We start from the raw sequence: 20,674 nt of genomic DNA on the forward strand, positions 1-20,674 counted from the left end.
GCTGTGACGGCGGGGAAATTTACCCGCCGTCACAGCAACTGTCGTGTCCCTTAGCCGATGGGAGTCGGCGGTTGTTTCCCTCCGAGCACGGCGAGCGTGTTATCCGCCGCGAGTACTGCCATGGCAGTGCGCGTTTCGACGGTGGCGGAGCCGAGGTGCGGCACCAGCGTCACGTTTTCCAGCTCCAGCAACCACGGATGCACCTTGGGTTCTTGTTCAAACACATCAAGGCCTGCGCCTGCGATCTGTCCTTCGCGGAGGGCCAGGGCGAGTGCGGATTCGTCGATGATGGGTCCGCGGGCCGTGTTGACGAGGTAGGCGGAGTCCTTCATTGTGCTGAGTTGCTCGGCGCCGATCAGGTGGTGCGTGCCCGGCCCCGTACGGGCAGTGCAGTGAGACGACGTCGGAGATGGCAAGCAGTTCGTCGAGCTCCACCCGCCGTGCGCCGAGTTCTGCGGCGACGGCGGGGTCGATTTCGCTGCGGGACTGGTACACGATCTCCATGCCGAAGGCCTTGGCCCGGCGGGCTGTGGCTTGTCCGATGCCTCCCATTCCGACGATGCCCAGGGTCTTGCCCTGCAGGCTGGAGCCGAGCAGGAAGAACATGCCCCATTTCCATGGCTGACCGGCCCGGATGAGCCGTTCGCCCTCGCCGAGCCGACGGGTGGCCATGAGGATGAGTCCGAACGCGATGTCGGCTGTGGCTTCGGTAAGCACGCCCGGGGTGTTGGTGGCGGTGATGCCGCGTTCCGTGCAGGCAGGGACGTCGATATTGTCGTAACCCACGGCGACGTTGGAGACGACCTTCAGCTGCGGTCCGGCGGCGTCGAGCAGTTCAGCGTCGATGCGTTCGGTGAGCAGGCTGACGATCGCGTCGGCTCCGGCAACGCGGCGGAGGAGTTCCTCGCGGCTGATTGATTCGGAGCCTTCCCACGCGTCAACGTCGTGGGAAGCGCGGAGCTTTTCGAGTGCCGGCTGGGGCACGCGTCCTGTGACGACTACGCGGCTCACGCTGCCTCGATCCATTCGCGCAGGCGGCCCAGGCCCTCACGGATGGCGTCCGCTTCGATGCCGGAGTAGGCCAGGCGGATGTACTGCCGTTCCTCGCCTGGCAGTCGCCGGCCGAAGTGTTCACGGGTGCAGAAGGAAACGCCCGTCTTGTATAGGGCGTCGGAAGCGAAGTCGCCGACGGCGGTGTAGCCCAGCCGCTGCATGGCTTCGGTGACGTCGGGGAACAGGTAGAACGTGGACTGGGGCACGGCCACGCTCATGCCGGGGATGGCGTTGACAATGTCGCACGCGGCGTCCCGGCGTTCCTTCAGGATGTCCAGCATCTGCTGCACCGGTTCCTGGGGGCCGCGGAGTGCTTCGATGCCGGCCCACTGCACGTAGTGCGTGGTGCACGATTCATCGTTGGTGTTCAGGGTGCTGAGCACCTGCGCGATCTCGCGCGGGGCCACAGCACAGCCAAGGCGTGAGCCGGTCATGGCGAACTTCTTGCTGAACGTGTACAGGATCACGGTGCGTTCGGCCATGCCCGGAAGGGAAGCAATCGAGCTGGAGACACCTTCGTAGCGGGTTTCGAAATACGCTTCGTCGGATAGGACCCAGAGGTCGTGCTCGATCGCGATTTGGGCGATGGCTTCACGTTCGGCCGCCGTGGACTCGGCAGAGATGGGGTTCTGCAGGTCGTTGTAGATGATCGCGGCCGTGTTCGGAGTGATGGACGCACGGACCTGGTCAAGGTCGATCGCGAAGCCCTTGCTCGTGGGCACGTAACGGTACGGGACGGCCGTCCCGCCGAGGTATTCGATCTGCGACTCGTAGATCGGGAAGCCGGGATTGGGGTAGAGCACTTCCTGGCCGGGGTTCATGACCGCCTGCAGGAACTTGGTGATCACTGGCTTGCCGCCGGTCATCACCACAACGTTCTCCGGAGAGAACTCCATGCCACGCCGTGACCCTAGGTCCTCGGCCAGGGCTTCCCGGAGCTGGGGGATGCCAGGACCCGGGCAGTAGCCCGTGTACCCGTCGGCAATGGCCTTGTTCATGGCCTCAACGATGTGCGGGGCCGTCGGGATATTGATATCGCCGAGGTGGAAGGGATACACCAGGTTTCCCTTCGACTTCCAAGCGGCAGCGGCCTGCGCGACGCTGAAAGCAGTTTCGGTGCCCAGACGTTCGAGCCGGTGTGCGAGTTTCTGCATCTGCTGTTTAACTCCTCATCGAGCTGATCACGGTCTCACGTGAAGTACTCAACTAGTATATTAGTGATGTATTAGACTGTCTATGGATAAGCCGTCACTAAAAACAGAGCGCGAAAACGACTCCCGCCGGACCCGCTGACCTGACACACTCAAGCCCATGCAGTCGTTGTTCGACGGACTCCTTCACGCCAGCCCGCTGGTAGTGATGTGCATCGTGTTCGCACTGGTCTTTGCCGAGGACGCGTTGTTTATCGGCTTCGTGATCCCAGGCGAAACGGCGGCCGTGGTGGGGGGAGTCTTTGCCAGCCGTGGTGACCTTCCGCTGTGGAGCATGATCATGATCGTCATCTCGGCAGCCATCCTGGGTGACACTGTGGGCTACGAGATCGGCAAACACCTGGGTCCACGGATTATGGCCCTGAAACTCCTGGATAAGAGACGGGCCCAGCTGCAGAAAGCCGAGGATTTCCTCGCCCGCCGTGGCGGCCTCGCCGTATTCCTCGGCCGCTTCACCGCCTTTTTCCGCGCCGTCATGCCGGCGCTCGCCGGGCTCAGCCGGATGCCCTACCGCCGCTTCGCCATCTGGAACTTCACAGGTGGCATCATCTGGGGTGCACTGTTCGTGACCCTGGGATTCATCGCCGGGAACTCCTACGAAGAACTAGCCCATGCAGTGGGGCGCGGTGCCGCAGTGGTGGTGGGCGTCGTCGTGGTTGTCATGCTCGGCGTGTGGCAGGTCCGAAAGCATCGAACGGCGGCAAAACCCACAGCTGACTGAGACCCTCTGGAAACGTGGCGGAAACGTCCAGTCCTTACGCTGATCACAAACTGTCCCTTAGTGTGCACCCAGGTAGCGGCTTTTGAGGAGAATTGATGCATCTTTTGCCCCGTGAGCAGGAAAAACTCATGATCGTGGTGGCTGCCGATCTGGCCAGGCGAAGGCAGGCGCGCGGATTGAAGCTGAACTACCCGGAAGCCATAGCGATCATCAGCTACGAGCTCATCGAGGGCGCGCGGGACGGCAAATCCGTCGCGGAGCTCATGAGTTACGGAACCACGTTGCTGAGCCGCGAGGACGTGATGGAAGGCGTGCCGGAGATGATCCACGACGTCCAAATCGAAGCCACCTTCACCGATGGCACAAAGCTCGTCACAGTCCACAACCCCATCCGATAGGAGCCACCCATGATCCCCGGTGAATACAGGCTGCGCCCCGAGCCAATCGCGTGCAACAACGGCCGTGAGGCGATCGCCGTCGAGGTTGTCAATCGAGGCGACCGTCCAGTCCAGATCGGTTCGCACTACCACTTCGCGGAGGCCAACCGTGCCCTGGAGTTCGACCGTGAAGCCGCGTACGGCCGCCGCTTGGACATCCCCGCCGGCACAGCAGCCCGCTTTGAACCGGGCGACAAGAAGACCGTGCACCTGGTGGAGCTGGCAGGTTCCCGCGAAGTTTTCGGCCTGAGTAACGCCGTCAATGGAATGCTCGACGGCGGCACCCGCCCCGGCGGGACCGCTCGCCCGGGTGTTGCTATGGAAGGAGATGCGAAGTGAGCTTCGAGCTTCCCCGCCGGCAATACGCCGAGCTGTACGGCCCAACGACAGGTGACGCAATCCGCCTGGCGGACACGGAACTGTTCCTCGAAATTGAGAACGACTACACCGTCTACGGCGAAGAAGTGGTCTTCGGGGGCGGCAAAGTCATCCGCGACGGCATGGGCCAAAACGGCCAGGCGACGCGCTCCGAGGACATCCCCGACACTGTCATCACCAACGTCATCGTCCTGGACTACTCAGGGATCTACAAGGCCGACGTCGCCCTGAAGGACGGGCACATTTTCAAGATCGGCAAAGCCGGCAACCCGCAGATCATGGACGGCGTGGACATCGTGATCGGCGCCAGCACCGAGATCATCGCCGGGGAACGCAAAATCCTGACAGCCGGCGGCATCGACACACACATCCATTTCATTTCCCCCGAACAGGTTCCCACTGCACTCTGCAGCGGCGTGACCACAATGGTGGGCGGGGGCACGGGACCTGCGGAAGGAACCAAAGCCACCACCATCACGCCCGGATCCTGGCACATCTCGCGCATGCTCCAGGCTGCCGAAGGGCTCCCCATCAACATCGGCCTGCTTGGCAAAGGCCACGCGTCCGCCGTCGAGCCCCTCGCAGAGCAGATCCGCGCCGGTGCCGTAGGCCTGAAAGTCCATGAGGACTGGGGCTCCACCACGTCCTCCATAGACATGTCCCTGCGGGTGGCCGACGAATACGACATCCAGGTCGCCATCCACACAGACACCCTCAACGAATGCGGCTTCGTGGAAGACACCATCAACGCAATCGACGGCCGGGTCATCCACACCTTCCACACAGAGGGCGCCGGCGGCGGCCACGCCCCGGACATCATCAAGATCGCCGGGCTGCCCAACGTGCTACCCGCCTCCACCAACCCCACGCTGCCATACACCAAAAACACCATAGAAGAGCACCTGGACATGCTCATGGTCTGCCACCACCTCAACCCGGACATCCCGGAAGACGTGGCCTTCGCCGACTCCCGCATCCGTGCCGAAACCATCGCAGCCGAGGACGTCCTGCACGATCTCGGCATCTTCGCCATCACGTCCTCGGACTCCCAGGCAATGGGCCGCGTAGGCGAGGTGATCACCCGGACCTGGCAAGTGGCCGATGCCATGAAACGGCAGCGCGGCATGCTGAAGGACCCAACCGGCGCGCCGCACGGCTCAGCAGAAAGCGACAACTTCCGGCTCAAACGGTACATAGCCAAATACACCATCAACCCCGCCATCGCACAGGGCATGGCAGACGTCATTGGCTCCGTCGAAGAAGGAAAATTCGCGGACCTGGTGTTGTGGGACCCCGCCTTCTTCGGAGTGAAACCCGAGCTCGTCATCAAAGGCGGACAGATCGCCTACGCACTCATGGGCGACTCCAACGCCTCCATTCCCACGCCGCAGCCCCGCACCATGCGGCCCATGTTCGCCACCTACGGAAGAGCGCTCCAACACACGTCCATCACGTTCCTCTCCAAAGCCGCGATCGACGCCGGCGTGCCGGCCGAGCTTGGCCTCGAACGCCTCATCCGGCCCGTCACCGGCATCAGGAACCTGCGCAAAGCCGACCTCAAGTTCAACGGCGAAACCCCGGACATCGTCGTCGACCCCGAAACCTACAAGGTGACAGTTGACGGCGTCGAAGCCACCTGCGAACCCTCCGACGTGCTGCCCATGGCGCAGCGCTACCACCTCTTCTAGGCCCCTCATGATCATCGAAAAAATCCTGGGCAACCTCCACGAACAGCCCGACGCCTACGCCGGCCGCCACAAAGAAAAAGTGATCCTGCCCAGCGCCCTGCTCGTCAAACGCATCCAACGCGTCACCACCGACCACGGCAAAGAACTCGGCATCCGGCTCCCCACCGGATCCGGCGACCTGCGCGACGGCGACATCCTCGCCGCCGACGACGCCAACCTCATCGTCATCTCCGTGCTGCCAACAGACGTCCTCGTCATAGCTCCGCGCAGCATCCACGAAATGGGGGTCGTCGCACACTCCCTCGGCAACCGGCACCTGCAGGCACAATTCTTCGACACCTCATCCGAATACGGGGCCGACGTCATGGTTTGCCAATATGACCACACGGTCGAGGACTACCTGAAGAGCGTCGGCGTCCCCTACGACAGGCAAGAGCGGGTCATGCCGGTGCCCTTCCGCCATGCTGAGCATTCGCACTAAAGCGCTGCGCTGCGTCAGGTTGGGTGCGCGCGCTTGCGCTCCACTGGGAAGGGGGGCCGTGCCCGCTCCGCGATGCCCGCCACGCCGCGGCCCCCTTCCCAGCTCCGCTCCAGCGCGCAGCCCTCACCTCGGGCGGTGCGCTTTGAGTGCGACATATCAGCTGGCTCTTCAGCAGTTGGTCGACTCTGCGTTGCCTACGGGGGCGTTTGCTCATTCTTTGGGGTTTGAGAGCTACATCCACCGTGGGCTTGTTGGTGATGAGGGGGCGTTCGGGGTTTGGCTTTCTGCGTTTGTTGGCCAGCAGTTGACTTACTCGGATGGGTTGGCTGTGCGGTTTTTGTATGAGGGGGTGGATGTTGGCTTGTTGGATTCTGTGTTGTCCGGGCAGTTGTTGGCTCGGGAAGTGCGGGAGGCTTCTTTGAAGATGGGTGGGCGGTTGCTCGAGATTGGCGGGGAGGTATTTCCGTCGGCTGAGTTGGATCGCTATCGGGATCTGGTTCGTGAGGGGAGCGCTGGGGGGCATCAACCGTTGGTTTTTGGGGTGATTGCTCGGTCACTGCAGGTTCCGTACGAGGAGGCTGTTTCTGCGTATTTGTTTGCCACCGTCACTTCCCTGACCCAGAACGCCGTGCGCGCCATACCGCTTGGGCAGAACGCAGGGCAGCGGGTACTTCGGCACGCGCACGACGCCGTCGCTGCCGCCGTCCGGGATATAGCACAACTGTGCTGGGACGACTTTGGGGCCGTCAGCCCCGGACTTGAAATTTCACAAATGCGGCACGAGCGCCAACGCGCCCGCATGTTCATGAGCTAACCCAGGAGGACACACATGTCTGAACCCATCAAAATCGGCGTCGGCGGACCCGTGGGAGCCGGTAAGACCCAACTCGTCGAACGCATCACGCGCCACATGAGCCGCGACATTTCCATGGCCGCCATCACCAACGACATCTACACCATCGAAGACGCCAAAATCCTCGCAGCCAACGGCATCCTGCCCGAAGACCGCATCATCGGCGTCGAAACCGGCGGCTGCCCCCACACCGCAATCCGTGAAGACACCTCCATGAACACAGCAGCCATCGAAGAACTCAAAACCCGGCACCCCGACCTTCAAGTCATCTTCGTCGAATCCGGCGGCGACAACCTCTCCGCCACGTTCAGCCCCGAACTCGTCGACTTCTCGATCTACATCATCGACGTAGCCCAAGGCGAAAAGATCCCCCGCAAAGCCGGCCAAGGCATGATCAAGTCCGACCTCTTCATCATCAACAAAACGGACCTCGCGCCGTTTGTGGGGGCGGACCTCGCGGTAATGGAGCGGGACTCCAAGGAATTCCGCGGCAACAAACCCTTCTGCTTCACCAACCTGAGGACCGATGAAGGGTTGGACGCCGTCCTGGAGTGGATCCGCCGAGACGTCCTGATGCTCGACCTGGCCGTATGACCCCGCCCAAGTCCACTCTCATCTCACCAGGGGCGGCGCCCGGCTCAGCCGCCTCAGCGTTTAGGACGCCGAGGGGCGAACTCCAATTGCGCGTCGCCGAGCGTGCTGGCCGATCCGTTGCCATCCATCAGTTTCATGAGGGCGCCTTGCGGGTTTTGCGGCCTCATTACTTGGATGGGTCCGGGCAGGTTTGCTACGTCATCGTGAATCCTGGCGGGGCGTATCTTGGGGCGGACTTGTTTGTTGTTGACGTGGAGGTCGAGGCTGGGGCGGAGCTGTTGTTGACTACGCAGTCTGCCACCAAGGTTTATCGGACTCCGGGCTCGTTTGCTGAGCAGCGGATGCGTGTGCGGCTGGGGGAGGGGGCGCGGTTGGAGTTCGTGCCCGACCAGTTGATTGCTTATCGGGAGGCGAGTTATCGGCAGAATTCGCGCATCAGCCTCCACCCGACGTCGAGCCTTGTCATGGCTGAGGTCATCACGCCAGGGTGGTCGCCGGACGGCGCATCCTTCAAGTACGAAGAACTGCGACTGCGGAACGAGATCTGGATCGAAGACGAAAACGGAGCGAAACTGCTGGCTCTCGACAACCTCCTGATTCTCCCACCCGTCAACGATGTGGCAGGCATGGGGTTCATGGAGGGCTTCAGTCACCTGGGGTCGTTGATCGTGGTGGATCAGAAAGTGGATCAGGAGCTTGCCGATGAGCTGCACGAGCTCACCCGCCACCTCGACGCCCACACGGGCGTTTCCCTGACCCAAAGTGCTGGCGGCACGACGGGGCTTGTGCTGAGATCCTTGTCAAACAGCACCGACGAACTCAATCATCTGCTGGGCTCTTGCACCGGCGTTCTCCGTAAACGCTGGCACGGGCAGGAGCCCTTGAACCTGAGGAAGTATTAATGACTGCGCTGACCGGGTTCGCCGCCATGTACCGGGACCGGGAGAAGCTGCCATTGCGCACCCGGCTGCTTTTCACGTTCGGCGCGGTCGCCGCCCTGCACATTGCCGCCGTCGTGCTTTTGCTGCTGGGTTCGCTTTCACTGCAGGGTTTGGTGGCGGCCCAGCCGCTTGCGTTCGGCTTGGTGATCACCGCGTACGTGGCCGGAATCAAGCACAGCTACGACTGGGACCACATCGCTGCAATCGATAACTCCACGCGCAAGTTCGTCGCGCAGCACAAGGATCCGGTGAGCGTCGGCTTCGCATTCAGCCTGGGCCACAGTTCCGTGGTGATCCTGGCGGGGCTCCTCGTAGTGGCGGGCGCCACGTTGATAGGCCAATTCATGGAGGACGGCACGGCGGGCAACAAGGTGCTGGGCCTGATCGGAAGCGGAGTGTCCGGTTTGTTCCTCCTGGGGATGGGGCTCTTCAACGGCTCGGCATTCATGCGTGCCACGCAGGTGTACTGGAGCGTCAAGGCCGGTGCGGCGATCAGTGCAGAAGACCTCGAGGCCAAAGGATTTGTTGCCCGGTTGCTGGCCAAGCCCCTGTCAAAGGTGGAGCGGCCGCGGAACATCTACGTGATCGGTTTCCTCTTCGGGCTCGGCTTCGATACGGCCACCACCATCGGACTACTGGTTATCACCACGACGGCGTCAATCGCCGGAGTCTCACCGCTCGCCTTGATGGCGCTGCCGTTCGCGTTCGCCGCGGCCATGACATTGTGCGATTCCATCAACGGCGTGGCCATGATGAAAATGTACAACTCCGCCATCAACGACCCCCAGCGCAAGCTCGGCTTCAACGTGGTGATCACCGGAATTTCGGCTGTGTCGGCGCTGTTCATCTCCGTGATCACGCTCGGGGGATTCGTCAACGCGGCGTTTGAACTCGAAGACCCGCTGACTACGTGGCTTGGAGGGATCGACCTTGGCGACGCAGGCCTGTTCCTTGTGGGCCTGTTCCTGATCGCATGGGCTGTTTCCGCGTGGCGTGCCCGCTCAGCTCGAAGCGCGCGCTTGGAACCAGGACAGTTGGAGCCAGGGCTCAGGAGGCAGCCACCGCGTTGAAAAGCTCATTGGTGTCCACGCCAAGGTCCGGTGTGTCCAGGACATTCGTCAGGAACACGACGCACCGGTCCTGCTCCGGGAACATCCACCATTCCGTGCCCGACCACCCGGGGTGACCGTAGATCCCCTGGGCAAGCAGCTCGGATTCGTTGGCTGGCATCTGGAAACCAAGGCCGGTGTGCCGCAAGGGCTTGGGCCGGACACTGATGTGGGAAATCCCGGTGGTCCTTGGCCGGCGCATGGCCGCAAGCGTGGCGGGCCGCACGGCCTTGCCGGAATTGCGCAGCAACTCGGTGCCGAGATTGAGCAGATCCGTGGCGGTGCCGAACAGCCCGGCGCCGGGGTGCCTCTTCTTGTACATCCCCTCAACGTCCAGCCCCTGCTCTTCTGCGCCACGGACTGTGTGCGGATTGCAGTCCGTGTGGAACGTGAGGCCTTTCGCGCCGGTGTCGGTGGCCAATGAACTGAGCTGCTCTTCAAACGGGCGACCATCGGCCCATTCAGCCATCGCCGCGGCACCCTCAAAAGCCACATTGCAGTACTGGACCAGCGATCCCGCATAGAAGGCTTGCTCGGCCGTGGTGAGGTCTTCGCGGAGGGGCGTGCCGCCGTCGAGCTGTGTATCCATGATTCCCGAGCGGTGACTCAACAGGTGTTCGAGGGTCACCGTGTCCGTGCGGCCGGCGCCGAAGCCGGGGAGCGCGTCCGTCAATGAATTGCCGAGCGACAATTTCCCCAGCTCAACCTGGCGCATCACCGTCAGTGCGCTGATGGGTTTCGTGACTGAGAACAGCGCAAAGTGGTCATCGGTGGTTGCCTTCCGGCCGTCGTCGTGCCCAAAGGCGACAACGTCGGAGATGCCGTGGCTCGATCCAATTCCCAGCACGGCCACCGGCACGCGCCCCTGATCCACCTGTTTGCGGGCCCAGTCTGCTGCGGGACCTGATTCCACCATGTGACTTCCACGCTTTCGGTCGGGTTCGGTGGGACGAATCTATCGAAAATTCTCCAAGCCGCGTGTAACCGTGGGACGTCGGCCGGAAACTATAGAAGTATCCTGCAGTTCAGGACACTACTTTCAGGGGGAAAATCGTGCTTTCCGAGCGCGAACTGGCGTTTATCGCCATTCACAAAAACAGCTATCCATCCGTTTTCAGATTTGTCCGCCGCAGGGTGGAATCGGCGGAAATTGCCGAAGAAATCGCGGCGGACGTTTTCCGCGTCGTGTGGCAAAAATGGGACGACAACTCCCAACCCGATATCCCGTACCTGCTCACTGTTGCGCGCAATCTCGTCGGCAATGCCTACAGGAGCCGTGACCGCCAACAGGCACTGCAGGAAAAGCTACGCACGACGGCGGTAGAGCGTTTCGGGGACGACTCCGAGAACGTCGTGGTACAGGATGCCATGGCCCGGCTCCGCGAACAGGATCGGGACATCCTCCAGCTGGCGTATTGGGACGGTTTGGGTTCCACCGAAATCGCGCGCGTACTCAACTGCAGTGAATCCGCGGCGAAGGTCCGCTTGCACCGCGCACGTGGTGCTTTCCGGAAACAGATGCCTGCAGATGTCGAAACGACTACACACAAGATGGGAGTCTGAGATGGACCAGATCAAGAGCCAGATTTCCTCGATCGACCCTCTTGCCCACGAACCAGAGGCCGAAATCAACGGCGAAGAAGCCTTGGCCCGTATGCTGACAGGTCCTCGGGTTTTCAGTGACACTGTGCCGGCTGGAGTCAGCTCGCTCCAAGAGCGCAGGAACCGGAGGGTCCGGATTGCCGGAGCGTTGTTGCTGGGAGCTGCCGCTGTCACTGCCGGTGTCCTCGTGGCGGCCAACTTCGGGCCAATAAGCTCAACGCCGGCGCCGGCAGTCACCGTCACCACCCCTGAGCCAACGCCAACGCCAACGCCGAGCGTGTCCGCCACTCCTTCGCCAATAGCAACGCCAACTGCGACTCCGACGCCGGATGCCAGTCAGGCGCCGACCCCCACCGCACCAGCTGCGACCACCACTGCACCCGTGGCGCCGCCGGTCCAGGTGCCCACGATCCAGACATTCACCTTCCCTGATGGGCACGTCTCGTTCAGGTACCCCGCCGGTTGGACTGTTCGACCGGAACAAGGTCCTTCCGACGGAGTCACCGTTCTGGACAGCACGGGCGCTGAAGTCGCCTTTATGAGCAGCGGTTTCTACGGCGACGGTACTGCCGGGCTGGTGGACCGGACAGTTCTGGACCGTGCCGTGGTTCCTGGAGTAACGGATACAGCAGGAAACCAGGTGGAATTCGGTTTCTCCCTGAACTACATCATGAACATCGACTACAACTCCGGTAGCGGAGGGATGCCCACGGCTAGTGGGCGTTCCGACTCTCCTCCGGTCTACGTCATGGACATCCGGCTGTCCTCCGAGCTTCAATCCGGGCAGACCTCATCCGGCACAAACCAGATCAGGATGCCCAACGGGTTCATGATCGCATACGTGAAATTTGATCTCGACAAGCAGCCCACGTTCGCCACCCCTGAAGCAGCGAAGGGCCTGGATGGGTAGCGAACAGTACTCACAGCTGAAGGCCATGCTCCTGAGCGTGAGCTACAACTAGGCCCATCTGAGTAGCAGCAGTGCGCGTTTTGAGCGCTCAAAACGCGCACTGCTGCTACCTACTTGGGCTAGCGGGTGGTGAGTAGATGGCTGGCGGGGTCGTACCGGAAGGTGACCGGTCCGCCGTCGTGCTTCAGGGCTATGTTGCTGCCGTTCGGGGCGCCGCCCAAACCGTAGTTCTCAGCCCAGGAGCCGTTGATCGCTGCCTTGAACTCGTAGCTACCCGCTGCCAGATCCGGCACGGAAAGCTTCCAGATGCCATCCACAGGGTCCAGGGCAAGCTGGGCCTGAGGGCAATCAGGCATCCAATCGCCGGCACAACCGAGCTCGGAGTTCAGGCTACCGGGAACGGATACAGCGGCGGGTTGCGGGCCGGCGGTCACGGCGCTGATCACGTTGGTTGCGTGGTCGTAGAGGAACGTGACGGCGCCACCTGAGTGCTGGAACACGATATTGGGGCCGTCCAGGACTCCGCCCACACCGTAGTTCTCGTCCCACGAGCCGTTGAGGGCAGCCTTGAATCCGTACGTCCCGGCCGGCAGGTTCGGGACGTTCAGCTGCCACAGACGGTGCGTCGGTTCGTAAGTCATCGATGCCTGCTCGCACGACGGCTGCCAGTCTTCCGTGCAACCGAGCTCGGTGTTGAGGCTGCCGGCCACGGTGACGGTTTCGGGCTGGGCCGGCTCGCCCACCACGCCGCTGCGCGGCTCACTCGCCGACGTGTGGCCGGCATTGTCCAGCACCACGGCACGGTACTCCACCGACGCGCCGGACTGCATCGCGGATACGTCGTGGAAGACCTGGTACGGCGCGTTATCGTCCGTGCCGATCGACTCCCATTCCCCGCCCGCGGTCCGCGCCTGGAAAGTGACTTCGTAGAACGAATTACCGTCGACGTCGGCCGTTACCTTCATGCGCGTAGCGTCACCAGCAGCGGTGACCGGCTTCTTGACGACGACGCCGGGTGCCGCCTTGGATTGTGCGAGTCGCCCCGCTGCTTGGTACACCACGGTGGAAAGCGGAGGAACTGAAACGGTCAATTTCGCCTGCGTGTTAGTCTTTACGTCGGCTGCAGCGTTGCCGTAAACGAGGTTGAACGGCTGCTTCGCCTCGTACGTGGGGATCTCCGCTGTTTGCGCACTCTCGCTGTTGTTCACGGCAACCACGTACTCACGTTGCTCTTTGGCGTCGATACGCGAGAAGGCGTAAATCCCCGGGGCGTCGGCGGCGTAGCGGTTCTGCTGCGCGCCGCTGCGGAGGGTGGGGTGCTCGGCGGTGAGTGCAGCAAGTTCGCTGATCTTCCTGTACAGCGGGTGCCCGGTATCGAAGTTGTCTGCTGCATGCGTCGCGCTTGTGCCCAGAAGGTCGTCATCAAGGTATTCCTGAACCTGGCTGGCGAACATGGATTGCCGTGAGTCCTGGTCCCCACCTGCCCCCGTGAATCCTTGCTCGTCGCCGTAGTAGACAACCGGGTTGCCGCGCGAGAAGTACATCAGCTCGTGGGCGAGTTCATCACGCTCGACGAGTTCGGCGTCTGACGCCCCGGCGTTGTCCTGGGCGATGAACGTGCCGATACGGCCCATGTCGTGGTTCCCCAGGAAGGTGGGCAGTTGGTACACGTTGGAGTCGGCGTCGGTGTACCAGTCATCTCCATTGAAGAACTCGGCCAAACCACTGGCCTTGCTGCTCTGGGAAGCGAAGCTGCGCGCAGCTCCCTGGAAACCGAAGTCGAGAACAGCCTGCATCTTGTTTCTGGTGGTGAACTTGGACGTGACGCTCTTGGAGGTATCGAAGACCTCGCCAAACATGAAGAATTCGTCCTTGCCCTGCTCCTTGGCGTAGCTCAGGACCTGCGGGCCAAACTGCTGCCAGAATTCATCGTTGACGTGCTTCATGGTGTCGATGCGGAAGCCGTCGATCCCGAAGTCGCGGATCCAACTCTTGTAGATATCAACAAATCCGTTGACCACGCGGGGATTCTCCGTGAACAGATCGTCCAAGCCGAAGAAGTCGCCGTAGAGCGCGTCCTCGCCGGAAAAGGTGGTGTTGCCACGGTTGTGATACAGCGTGGAGTCGTTGAGCCACGCGGGAACCTTGACGTCCTTCTCGGCTTCGGGGACCACCGGTGTGTAGGGGAAGGACGTTGATGGATCCAGTGCAGGAAAGTCCTGTGTGCCGGCATAGTCGTGGTCATCGAAGGCCTCGCCCGCTACCGTGCGGTACGGCTCTGTTTCCTTGGAAATGTACGGCGCTGACTCGGACTCCTGATACTGGATCACGTCCGCCGTGTGGTTGGTGATGATGTCGAAATAGACCTTCATGCCGCGTGCATGGGCGGCATCGATCAGCGTCTTCAGTTCAGCATTCGTGCCCAGATGGGGATCGATCTGCGTGAAATCCGTGACCCAGTACCCGTGGTAACCCGCGGAGCTGTTCTCCACTGACCCGTCACCTTGGACGGCCTTGTTCTTGAAGCTCGGTGTAAGCCAGAGGGCATTCGTTCCCAAACCCTGGATGTAGTCCAGACGGTCCTGGAGGCCTTTCAGGTCACCACCGTTGTAGAAGCCCTTGCGGGAGGGGTCGTAGCCGGACACCATCGGATCCGCACCCAGCCCGCCGTCGTCGTTGGCTTTTGTGCCGTTGTTGAAGCGGTCAGCCATGACGAAGTAGAAGTTCTGATCACTGACGCCGCCGCGGACTGAGTGTTGGCCGGCGGGATCAGGCGGCGTTTTCTTGGTGGTGGCGGCGCTCGCGGGAAGAACGGTGGAAGCCGTCACCACTGCGGTGGCGAGTACGACGGCGGGGACAATGGATCTATAGCTGCGAGATAGCAAGTGATGAAACCTTCCGCTAAGCGACTCTGCTGTGTGGCAACTCACAACTGTAAGCGCTTGCGCGGATTTGATCCATAGAAATAGATGTTTTTCTGAGAGTGAAGCGCTGTTGCGGGTTCAATACTGGAAGCGCTTGCAGGACTTTTAGTCCAGATTGAGCCAAAATCCTATTGTTCGCCTGCATGACACTGTGCGGAAATGCTATGCAATTGCCTATAACGAACCGTCCATGACTTGCATAGGGTTGAGGAGATCTGCTTCACACCAGGCCCTGCTTCACAGCATGCAGCGCCCTGAACTACCCAAGGATGAGTTTCAACGATGAAGAGCATCGCCCTCCTGCGCGAACGAGCCACCCGTGTCATGCCCACCGGTTCCCACTGCCCGGCCTCGGGTTTGTGGAGCCCGGACTCTGAGCCTGACGCCGTCCAGGTGTTCGCGGAAGGTCACGTCCTACCGGCGCACAACGGAGTGCCCACTGTCTGGCGGCGCCGGACCGCTGGCGACATCACAGCATGACCAGCTCCATCCTGAACCGGCCCAGCGACTACCGGCACGTGCCGGCAGCGCAGTGGACTGAGCTCAGCGTCGGCGATCGCGTCTGGATCTACGACGTCGCCTGGGGCGCCGGCACGGGCTGTGTCGACGACGTTTCCCACCATCAGGAACTGCTGTGGGTGGTCCTTGAACCCACTGGCCGCAAGCTGTTCTGCGGAACGGACGACGTCCAGGTCTGGGCGGCCTAACCCGCCGGGACCAGAACGCTCGGGGACCCCGTCGCCAGCCGGCCTACGGGTCCGTCGGGCAGGCCGGTTTCGGGGTCGAGCCTGAAAGTCAGGACGTCATTGGAACCTTCATGGGCCACCAAGAGCCAGCCGTCGTGGACCAGGTGGTGCCGTGGCCAGTCGCCCCCGCTTGGCACATCGGCCAGGGGAGTGACGTCCGTGCCCTGGGCGCCCACCTTCAGGACGCAGATCCGGTTGGAGCCCCGGACGCCCACATAGACGAACCGACCGTCAGCGGACATTGCAATCTCCGCGGCGGAGTCGCCGTCGAACGCTTTGTTGACACTGGCGGGAACCACGGCCGTGAGTTCGTAGACCCCCTGGGGTTCGGCCCTGACAGCTGCAACCTCAATCGAGTATTCCGTATCGATGAAAACCGTACCGCTGGGATGCCGCACCATATGACGCGGGGCCGGAGTCCTTGGGCAGGATCACGTGGTGGTCGGGCAACAGGCCCTGGCCCGGCTCGTACCGCCAAACCCTCACAAGATCGTGCCCGAGGTCCGTGGTCATCACGCGACCATCGGGAAGCATGAGGCTTGAATGTGCGCGGCTTGGACGCGGCTCATCGGTGGGTCCGGTCTGATGGGGGTCGACGGCGGCTTCCGCGCTGGTCCGCGAGGTGATGGCGCCGTCGTGGTCCAGTTCGTAGAGAATGACCTGGCCGTCACCCCAGCAGGTGACGACAATGAAACGTCCCTGTGGATCCGTCGCGACGTGGCAAGCAGCCTCCCCTGCCGGCCATGGTTCACCCATCTCTTCCAGCTCAGCGGTGCCGGTACGGCTGTACGCCCGTACCATCTTGCCTTCCTCGGCAACGGCATAGAGCACAGGGAGGGTTGGATGAATGGCGAGGAAGGACGGCGAGTTCGCCGCCGCAGCCAAGCCAAGCGAAGTAAGGTTCCCGTCCGCATCCACGGTGATGGCGCCGATACCTTCGCCATTTCCATTCCGGTCCGCAGTGTAGGACCCGGTCCAGATCAATGTTTCTGCGCCTGCTGCTTCCATATTCAGTTCCCCCACGTTTAGTGTTCCCGTCCCCTAGTGTCCCTGAACGTCCGAGTCGACGCCGGCATCAGGACCGGCGTCGAGGGTTTGTAGTCTTCTGAGGTCATCCTGGTCCAGCTCGAAGCCGAAGACGTCAAGGTTCTCCCGCATCCTTTGCGGGTTGGCGGTCTTCGGGATGGCAACCAGGCCCTGCTGGACATGCCAACGCAGGACCACCTGGCCGGGCGTCTTTCCATGCTTGTTGCCGATGCTCGCCAGAACCGGGGCATTCAGGAGGTCGCTGCTGGCGCCCAGTGGACTGTACGACTCCGTGACAATCCCGTGCTGCTCGTTGAACGCGATGGCAACAGGACGCGGGATGGCGGGATTGACCTGGATCTGGTTGACCGCTGGAACAACATCCGTTTCCCGGAACAGCCGGTCAAGGTGCGAAGGCTTGAAATTGGAAACGCCGATGGATCGTACCTTGCCCGAGGCCTGCAGTTCCTCGAACGTCTTCCACGTGGAAACGAACTCGCCGCGGCGGGGGAGCGGCCAATGGATCAGCAGCAGGTCAACATAGTCCAGCCCGAGTCGTTGCAGGGAGCCATCGAGCCCAGCGGTTGCCTTGCCCGAGCCTTGGAATCCGCCGTCGAGCTTGGTAGTGATGAAGAGCTCGCTCCGGTCCACACCGCAGGCACGGATACCATTACCGACTCCTTCCTCATTCCCATATTTGACCGCCGTATCAATGTGTCGGTAGCCGCAGGAAACAGCCTCCACCACGGCATCGGCAACCTGGGCATCATCCAGGGGCCACGTACCTAAGCCCAGTTGCGGGATCTTGTAGCCGTCGTTGAGTTCAATGAGCGGGGCAAGTGTCATGAGCATGATCTCCTCTTATGCTTGAATCTCGACCGGCGGGTCTCTTTGCTGTTCTACGCTGGCCACTGGCTGCTTGGCAACAGCTGCCGCCGCTATCACTCATCGAGCAGACCACTCATCTTGCCGTCCACTCATAGAGCCGATCGCTCAGTTCCATGAAGTCTTCCGCAACTACCTGCAGTCCGGGATGCTGATCGTGCCAGTCGATGATCTCCCTCGCACCGTCCGCGAAAGGGATGGTTGCCTGGTAATCCGGCACGAGTGCCTTGATCTTGGAGTTGTCGAACACCACGGAGTGCGAGCGGTCCCCCAAAAGGTTGGGGCCAAGCTCTTTGCTATGGGCGGCGATGGTCTCGGAGGAAACATGAAACAGCTCGGGTTCAGGAACCCCGGCTGCCCGGGCGAAGAGACGGTAGATCTGGTTCCATGGCAGGAACTCGTCGGAAGTAATGGTGTAGCTCTCACCGACAGCCTGTGGCCTTCCCAAGAGCCCAACGAAGGCCTTGGCGAAATCACGGCTGTGTGTCAGCGTCCACAGGGAGGTCCCGTCCCCATGAACCAACACGGGCATTCCGGCGCGCATGCGGTGAATGTCAGTCCAACCGCCCACCAGCGCGATCTTGGTCCGGTCGTAGGTGTGGGATGGCCGGACCACAGTCACAGGGAAGTCCTGCTCGCGGTATGCCTCAAACAACATCTCTTCACAGGCAATCTTGTCCTGCGAGTACTTCCAAAAGGGGTTCTTCAAAGGAGTCGATTCCCTAATGGGCAGGGTGCTGGGTGGCTTTTGGTACGCCGAGGCGGAACTAATGAAAACGTACTGGCCCGTTTTCCCCCGGAACATCTCCAAGCCGGCCCGCGCATGAGCCGGAGTGAACGAGATGAAGTCCGCTACGGCGTCGTACTCCTTTCCCCGAAGCACCTCCCGCACAGCCCCGCTGTCACGGATGTCTGCATGGAGCACCTCAGCGCCCTCGGGAACCGGCCGACCGGCTGACCGTCCCCTGTTGAGGATGGTCAGCCGGTGGCCCAGCGCAACGGCGCGGTCAGCCGCCGCCGCACTGATGACCCCGGTCCCGCCGATGAACAGGATGTTCCGCGGCGAGACCGTGTCCGCTGTTCCGGGACCGACGGGGAGGAGGCTGCTCACCAGGCGTAGTCCTCCGGGGCGGGGCGGTGTCCCGGGAAAATGTCATCCAGCCGTTTGAGGGCATCCTCGTTGAGGGTCACATCCAAGGCCCGGATTGCGGCGTCCAGTTGCTCCTGGGTGCGTGGCCCAACGATGGGCGCCGTCACGGCAGGCTGATGAAGAAGCCAAGCCAGGGCAACGTCCCCGGGCTTCTGCCCGAGTTCGTCCGCGAAATCCTCGTACTGACGGATCTGGTCCTCATGCTTGCGCAGCGTCTCAAGCGCACGGCCTTCCGCGCGGCGGACGCCCTGCTCCTCCTTCTTCAGCACGCCACCCAGCAGGCCGCCCTGCAGCGGAGACCACGGGATCAAGCCGAGGCCGTACTGTTGCGCTGCGGGAATGACTTCAAGCTCCAGCTCGCGCCGGAAGAGGTTGTAGATGGACTGCTCGCTGACCAGGCCGGTGTAATTGCGCCTGCGGGCGGCTTCCTGGGGCCTGGGCAATGTGCCAGCCGGCAAAGTTGCTGCTGCCCGAATACAGGATCTTGCCCTGCTGCACGGCCACCTCGATTGCCTGCCAAATCTCATCCCACGGTGTCTGGCGGTCGATGTGATGGAACTGGTAGATGTCGATGTAGTCCGTCTGCAACCGCTTCAAGCTGGCATCCAGGGCACGACGGATGTTCAGGGCGGAGAGCTTGGACTCATTGGGACGGTCCGTCATGGTGCCGTACAGCTTGGTGGCCAGCACTGTCCGTTCCCGGCGCTCGCCGCCCTTTGCGAACCAGCGCCCGATGATTTCTTCGGTCCATCCCCGGTGGCCCGAGCCGCCATAAACGTTGGCGGTATCGAAGAAGTTGATGCCGGAATCCAGTGCGGAATCCATGATGGAGTGCGCGGTGGCTTCGTCCGTCTGGGGGCCGAAGTTCATGGTGCCGAGGCAGAGGCGTGAAACTTTCAGGCCGGAACGGCCAAGGTGGGTGTACTGCATGCTGTTGTGTCCTTTTGTCTAGAACTACGTTGTCTGTTTAGAACTGGGTAAAAGCCGCGACGGCGGGATCGGAACCTATGCGGGCTCCGGCCTCCAGGGCGGTGATGGCAGCCAGTTCGGATTGGGTAAGGGTGAGATCGGCGGCGCCGAGGTTTTCCCGCATCCTGGCAGAGTCGGCGGACTTGGGGATCACGATGGTTCCCTGCGCGAGGTGCCACGCCAGAATTACCTGTGCCGGAGTTGTTTCATGTGCAGCGGCCACCAAGGCCACTACCTCGGCGTTCAGGTCCTTGCCCTGTCCCAGCGGGCTGTAGGCCTCCACGGCGATGCCGAGATCGCGGCACTTGTTTGCCAGATCGCCTTGTTGGTACGTGGGGTGCAGTTCGATCTGGTTTACGGCGGGCACTATGTCTGCTTCCCGCAGCAAGGTATCCAGATGGTCTGTGAGGAAGTTGGAGACGCCGATGGCCCGGATCTGCTTGTCCTGGTAGAGCTTCTCCATCTCCTTCCAAGCCTGGGTGTACAGCCCCTGCGAAGGTACGGGCCAGTGGATCAGGTACAGGTCCACTGCTTCCAGGCCAAGGGCATCGCGGCTGCGCTGGAAGGCGTCGTACGCCTCACCCTGCTCGCCGTTGCGGAGCTTGGTGGTGATGAAGAGGTCTTCCCTGGGAAGGCCCGAGGCGGCGATGGCAGCACCCACGCCTGCCTCGTTACGGTAGGCAGCTGCGGTATCGATGTGCCGGTACCCTGCCTCCAAGGCGTCTTCCACCACCTTCTGTGTTTCTTCCGGAGGCACCTGGAAAACACCGAATCCGAGCTGGGGAATGGTGACGCCATTGTTTAGGGTCAGCTCTGGCATGAGGTCTCCTTCGAGGTAGATATTTCTGGGCCTGGCCGCTGCTTCCTGTGGGTTCGGCTGCTGCGCCGGTTGCCAGAAAGCGTTTTCGGGAGGCTCTGTACCGAGCCTATTCAGTTTTCGTCGCAGAGTCAGCAATCCAGACTGATCCTGTTTTTCCTAGGTCTGGTAGTCCTACC

The 20,674-nt window shown here is 61.9% G+C and carries 19 protein-coding genes and 3 pseudogenes; 13 read left to right on the top strand and 9 right to left on the bottom strand.

Going from position 1 to position 20,674, the window contains the following annotated elements; all coding sequences use genetic code 11:
- Positions 1-50: 50 nt before the first annotated feature.
- Together LDP01_RS19370 and LDP01_RS19375 are read right to left on the bottom strand one after the other, a co-directional pair.
- Positions 51-1,011, bottom strand: a pseudogene (locus LDP01_RS19370) (2-hydroxyacid dehydrogenase).
- The gene (locus tag LDP01_RS19375; RefSeq protein WP_224094666.1) at positions 1,008-2,207 is read right to left on the bottom strand and encodes a pyridoxal phosphate-dependent aminotransferase; all 1,200 of its coding nucleotides are present in this window, start codon (positions 2,205-2,207) and stop codon (positions 1,008-1,010) included. Before LDP01_RS19375 ends, LDP01_RS19370 begins: the two are co-directional and overlap by 4 nt.
- 157 nt (positions 2,208-2,364) lie before the next feature.
- Between LDP01_RS19375 and LDP01_RS19380 the strand changes: the two genes are divergently transcribed.
- The 9 genes from LDP01_RS19380 to LDP01_RS19420 all read left to right on the top strand — a co-directional run bounded on the left by LDP01_RS19380 (position 2,365) and on the right by LDP01_RS19420 (position 9,427).
- Positions 2,365-2,985, top strand: a complete 621-nt coding sequence (locus LDP01_RS19380; protein WP_224094667.1) for a DedA family protein — start codon at positions 2,365-2,367, stop codon at positions 2,983-2,985.
- Between the two features lie 95 nt (positions 2,986-3,080).
- Positions 3,081-3,383, top strand: coding sequence for an urease subunit gamma (locus LDP01_RS19385; protein WP_224094669.1), 303 nt, complete (start codon positions 3,081-3,083; stop codon positions 3,381-3,383).
- Positions 3,384-3,392: 9 nt separating this feature from the next.
- Positions 3,393-3,761: an urease subunit beta gene (locus LDP01_RS19390; RefSeq protein ID WP_224094672.1), complete on the top strand. Its 369-nt coding sequence runs from the start codon at positions 3,393-3,395 to the stop codon at positions 3,759-3,761.
- On the top strand, positions 3,758-5,488 hold the full coding sequence (gene ureC / locus LDP01_RS19395; protein ID WP_224094674.1) for an urease subunit alpha: 1,731 nt from the start codon (positions 3,758-3,760) through the stop codon (positions 5,486-5,488). Before LDP01_RS19390 ends, ureC begins: the two co-directional genes overlap by 4 nt.
- 7 nt (positions 5,489-5,495) lie before the next feature.
- Positions 5,496-5,969, top strand: coding sequence for an urease accessory protein UreE (ureE, locus tag LDP01_RS19400; RefSeq protein ID WP_224094676.1), 474 nt, complete (start codon positions 5,496-5,498; stop codon positions 5,967-5,969).
- A 142-nt stretch (positions 5,970-6,111) separates the two neighbouring features.
- Positions 6,112-6,783, top strand: a complete 672-nt coding sequence (locus LDP01_RS19405) for an urease accessory protein UreF (protein WP_224094679.1) — start codon at positions 6,112-6,114, stop codon at positions 6,781-6,783.
- Between the two features lie 15 nt (positions 6,784-6,798).
- A complete protein-coding gene (gene ureG / locus LDP01_RS19410) occupies positions 6,799-7,416 on the top strand; it encodes an urease accessory protein UreG (protein WP_224094681.1) in 618 nt (205 codons plus the stop codon).
- On the top strand, positions 7,413-8,318 hold the full coding sequence (locus LDP01_RS19415) for an urease accessory protein UreD (RefSeq protein WP_224094683.1): 906 nt from the start codon (positions 7,413-7,415) through the stop codon (positions 8,316-8,318). The genes ureG and LDP01_RS19415 overlap by 4 nt, the downstream gene beginning before the upstream one ends.
- Positions 8,318-9,427, top strand: a complete 1,110-nt coding sequence (locus LDP01_RS19420) for a HoxN/HupN/NixA family nickel/cobalt transporter (RefSeq protein WP_224094685.1) — start codon at positions 8,318-8,320, stop codon at positions 9,425-9,427. Before LDP01_RS19415 ends, LDP01_RS19420 begins: the two co-directional genes overlap by 1 nt.
- Here the strand turns inward: LDP01_RS19420 and LDP01_RS19425 are convergent.
- Positions 9,405-10,382 carry a serine hydrolase domain-containing protein gene (locus LDP01_RS19425; protein ID WP_224094687.1) on the bottom strand — a complete coding sequence of 326 codons (978 nt, stop codon included), beginning with the start codon at positions 10,380-10,382 and terminating at the stop codon, positions 9,405-9,407. The two genes, LDP01_RS19420 and LDP01_RS19425, sit on opposite strands and share 23 nt — an antisense overlap.
- A gap of 137 nt (positions 10,383-10,519) precedes the next feature.
- Here LDP01_RS19425 and LDP01_RS19430 point away from each other — a divergent pair, with 137 nt between their 5' ends.
- Both LDP01_RS19430 and LDP01_RS19435 read left to right on the top strand, forming a co-directional pair.
- Positions 10,520-11,029: an RNA polymerase sigma factor gene (locus LDP01_RS19430; RefSeq protein WP_224094688.1), complete on the top strand. Its 510-nt coding sequence runs from the start codon at positions 10,520-10,522 to the stop codon at positions 11,027-11,029.
- 1 nt (position 11,030) lies between these two features.
- Positions 11,031-11,978: a hypothetical protein gene (locus LDP01_RS19435; RefSeq protein ID WP_224095174.1), complete on the top strand. Its 948-nt coding sequence runs from the start codon at positions 11,031-11,033 to the stop codon at positions 11,976-11,978.
- Between the two features lie 119 nt (positions 11,979-12,097).
- Here the strand turns inward: LDP01_RS19435 and LDP01_RS19440 are convergent, their stop codons facing one another.
- A complete protein-coding gene (locus LDP01_RS19440; protein WP_224094689.1) occupies positions 12,098-14,863 on the bottom strand; it encodes an alpha-amylase family glycosyl hydrolase in 2,766 nt (921 codons plus the stop codon).
- 321 nt (positions 14,864-15,184) lie between these two features.
- On the opposite strand from LDP01_RS19440, the gene LDP01_RS19445 reads away from it, so the two are divergent.
- Together LDP01_RS19445 and LDP01_RS19450 are read left to right on the top strand one after the other, a co-directional pair.
- A complete protein-coding gene (locus LDP01_RS19445; RefSeq protein WP_224094690.1) occupies positions 15,185-15,382 on the top strand; it encodes a hypothetical protein in 198 nt (65 codons plus the stop codon).
- Positions 15,379-15,609 carry a hypothetical protein gene (locus LDP01_RS19450; RefSeq protein ID WP_224094691.1) on the top strand — a complete coding sequence of 77 codons (231 nt, stop codon included), beginning with the start codon at positions 15,379-15,381 and terminating at the stop codon, positions 15,607-15,609. Before LDP01_RS19445 ends, LDP01_RS19450 begins: the two co-directional genes overlap by 4 nt.
- Here LDP01_RS19450 and LDP01_RS19455 read toward each other — a convergent pair.
- From LDP01_RS19455 to LDP01_RS19475, 5 genes and pseudogenes are all read right to left on the bottom strand, one after another.
- A pseudogene (locus LDP01_RS19455) lies at positions 15,606-16,656 on the bottom strand (lactonase family protein). The gene LDP01_RS19450 and the pseudogene LDP01_RS19455 overlap by 4 nt on opposite strands.
- A gap of 33 nt (positions 16,657-16,689) precedes the next feature.
- Positions 16,690-17,520 (bottom strand): aldo/keto reductase, encoded by an 831-nt coding sequence (locus LDP01_RS19460; protein WP_224094692.1) that lies wholly within the window; start codon positions 17,518-17,520, stop codon positions 16,690-16,692.
- Positions 17,521-17,635: 115 nt separating this feature from the next.
- Complete coding sequence (locus LDP01_RS19465) at positions 17,636-18,670, bottom strand: NAD-dependent epimerase/dehydratase family protein (RefSeq protein WP_224094693.1); 1,035 nt, start codon at positions 18,668-18,670, stop codon at positions 17,636-17,638.
- Positions 18,667-19,639: pseudogene (locus LDP01_RS19470) on the bottom strand (aldo/keto reductase). Before LDP01_RS19470 ends, LDP01_RS19465 begins: the two are co-directional and overlap by 4 nt.
- 37 nt (positions 19,640-19,676) lie before the next feature.
- Positions 19,677-20,498, bottom strand: coding sequence for an aldo/keto reductase (locus LDP01_RS19475; protein ID WP_224094694.1), 822 nt, complete (start codon positions 20,496-20,498; stop codon positions 19,677-19,679).
- Positions 20,499-20,674 lie beyond the last annotated feature (176 nt).

It is taken from the genome of Arthrobacter sp. StoSoilB13 (assembly GCF_019977255.1).
GTDB lineage: Bacteria > Actinomycetota > Actinomycetes > Actinomycetales > Micrococcaceae > Arthrobacter.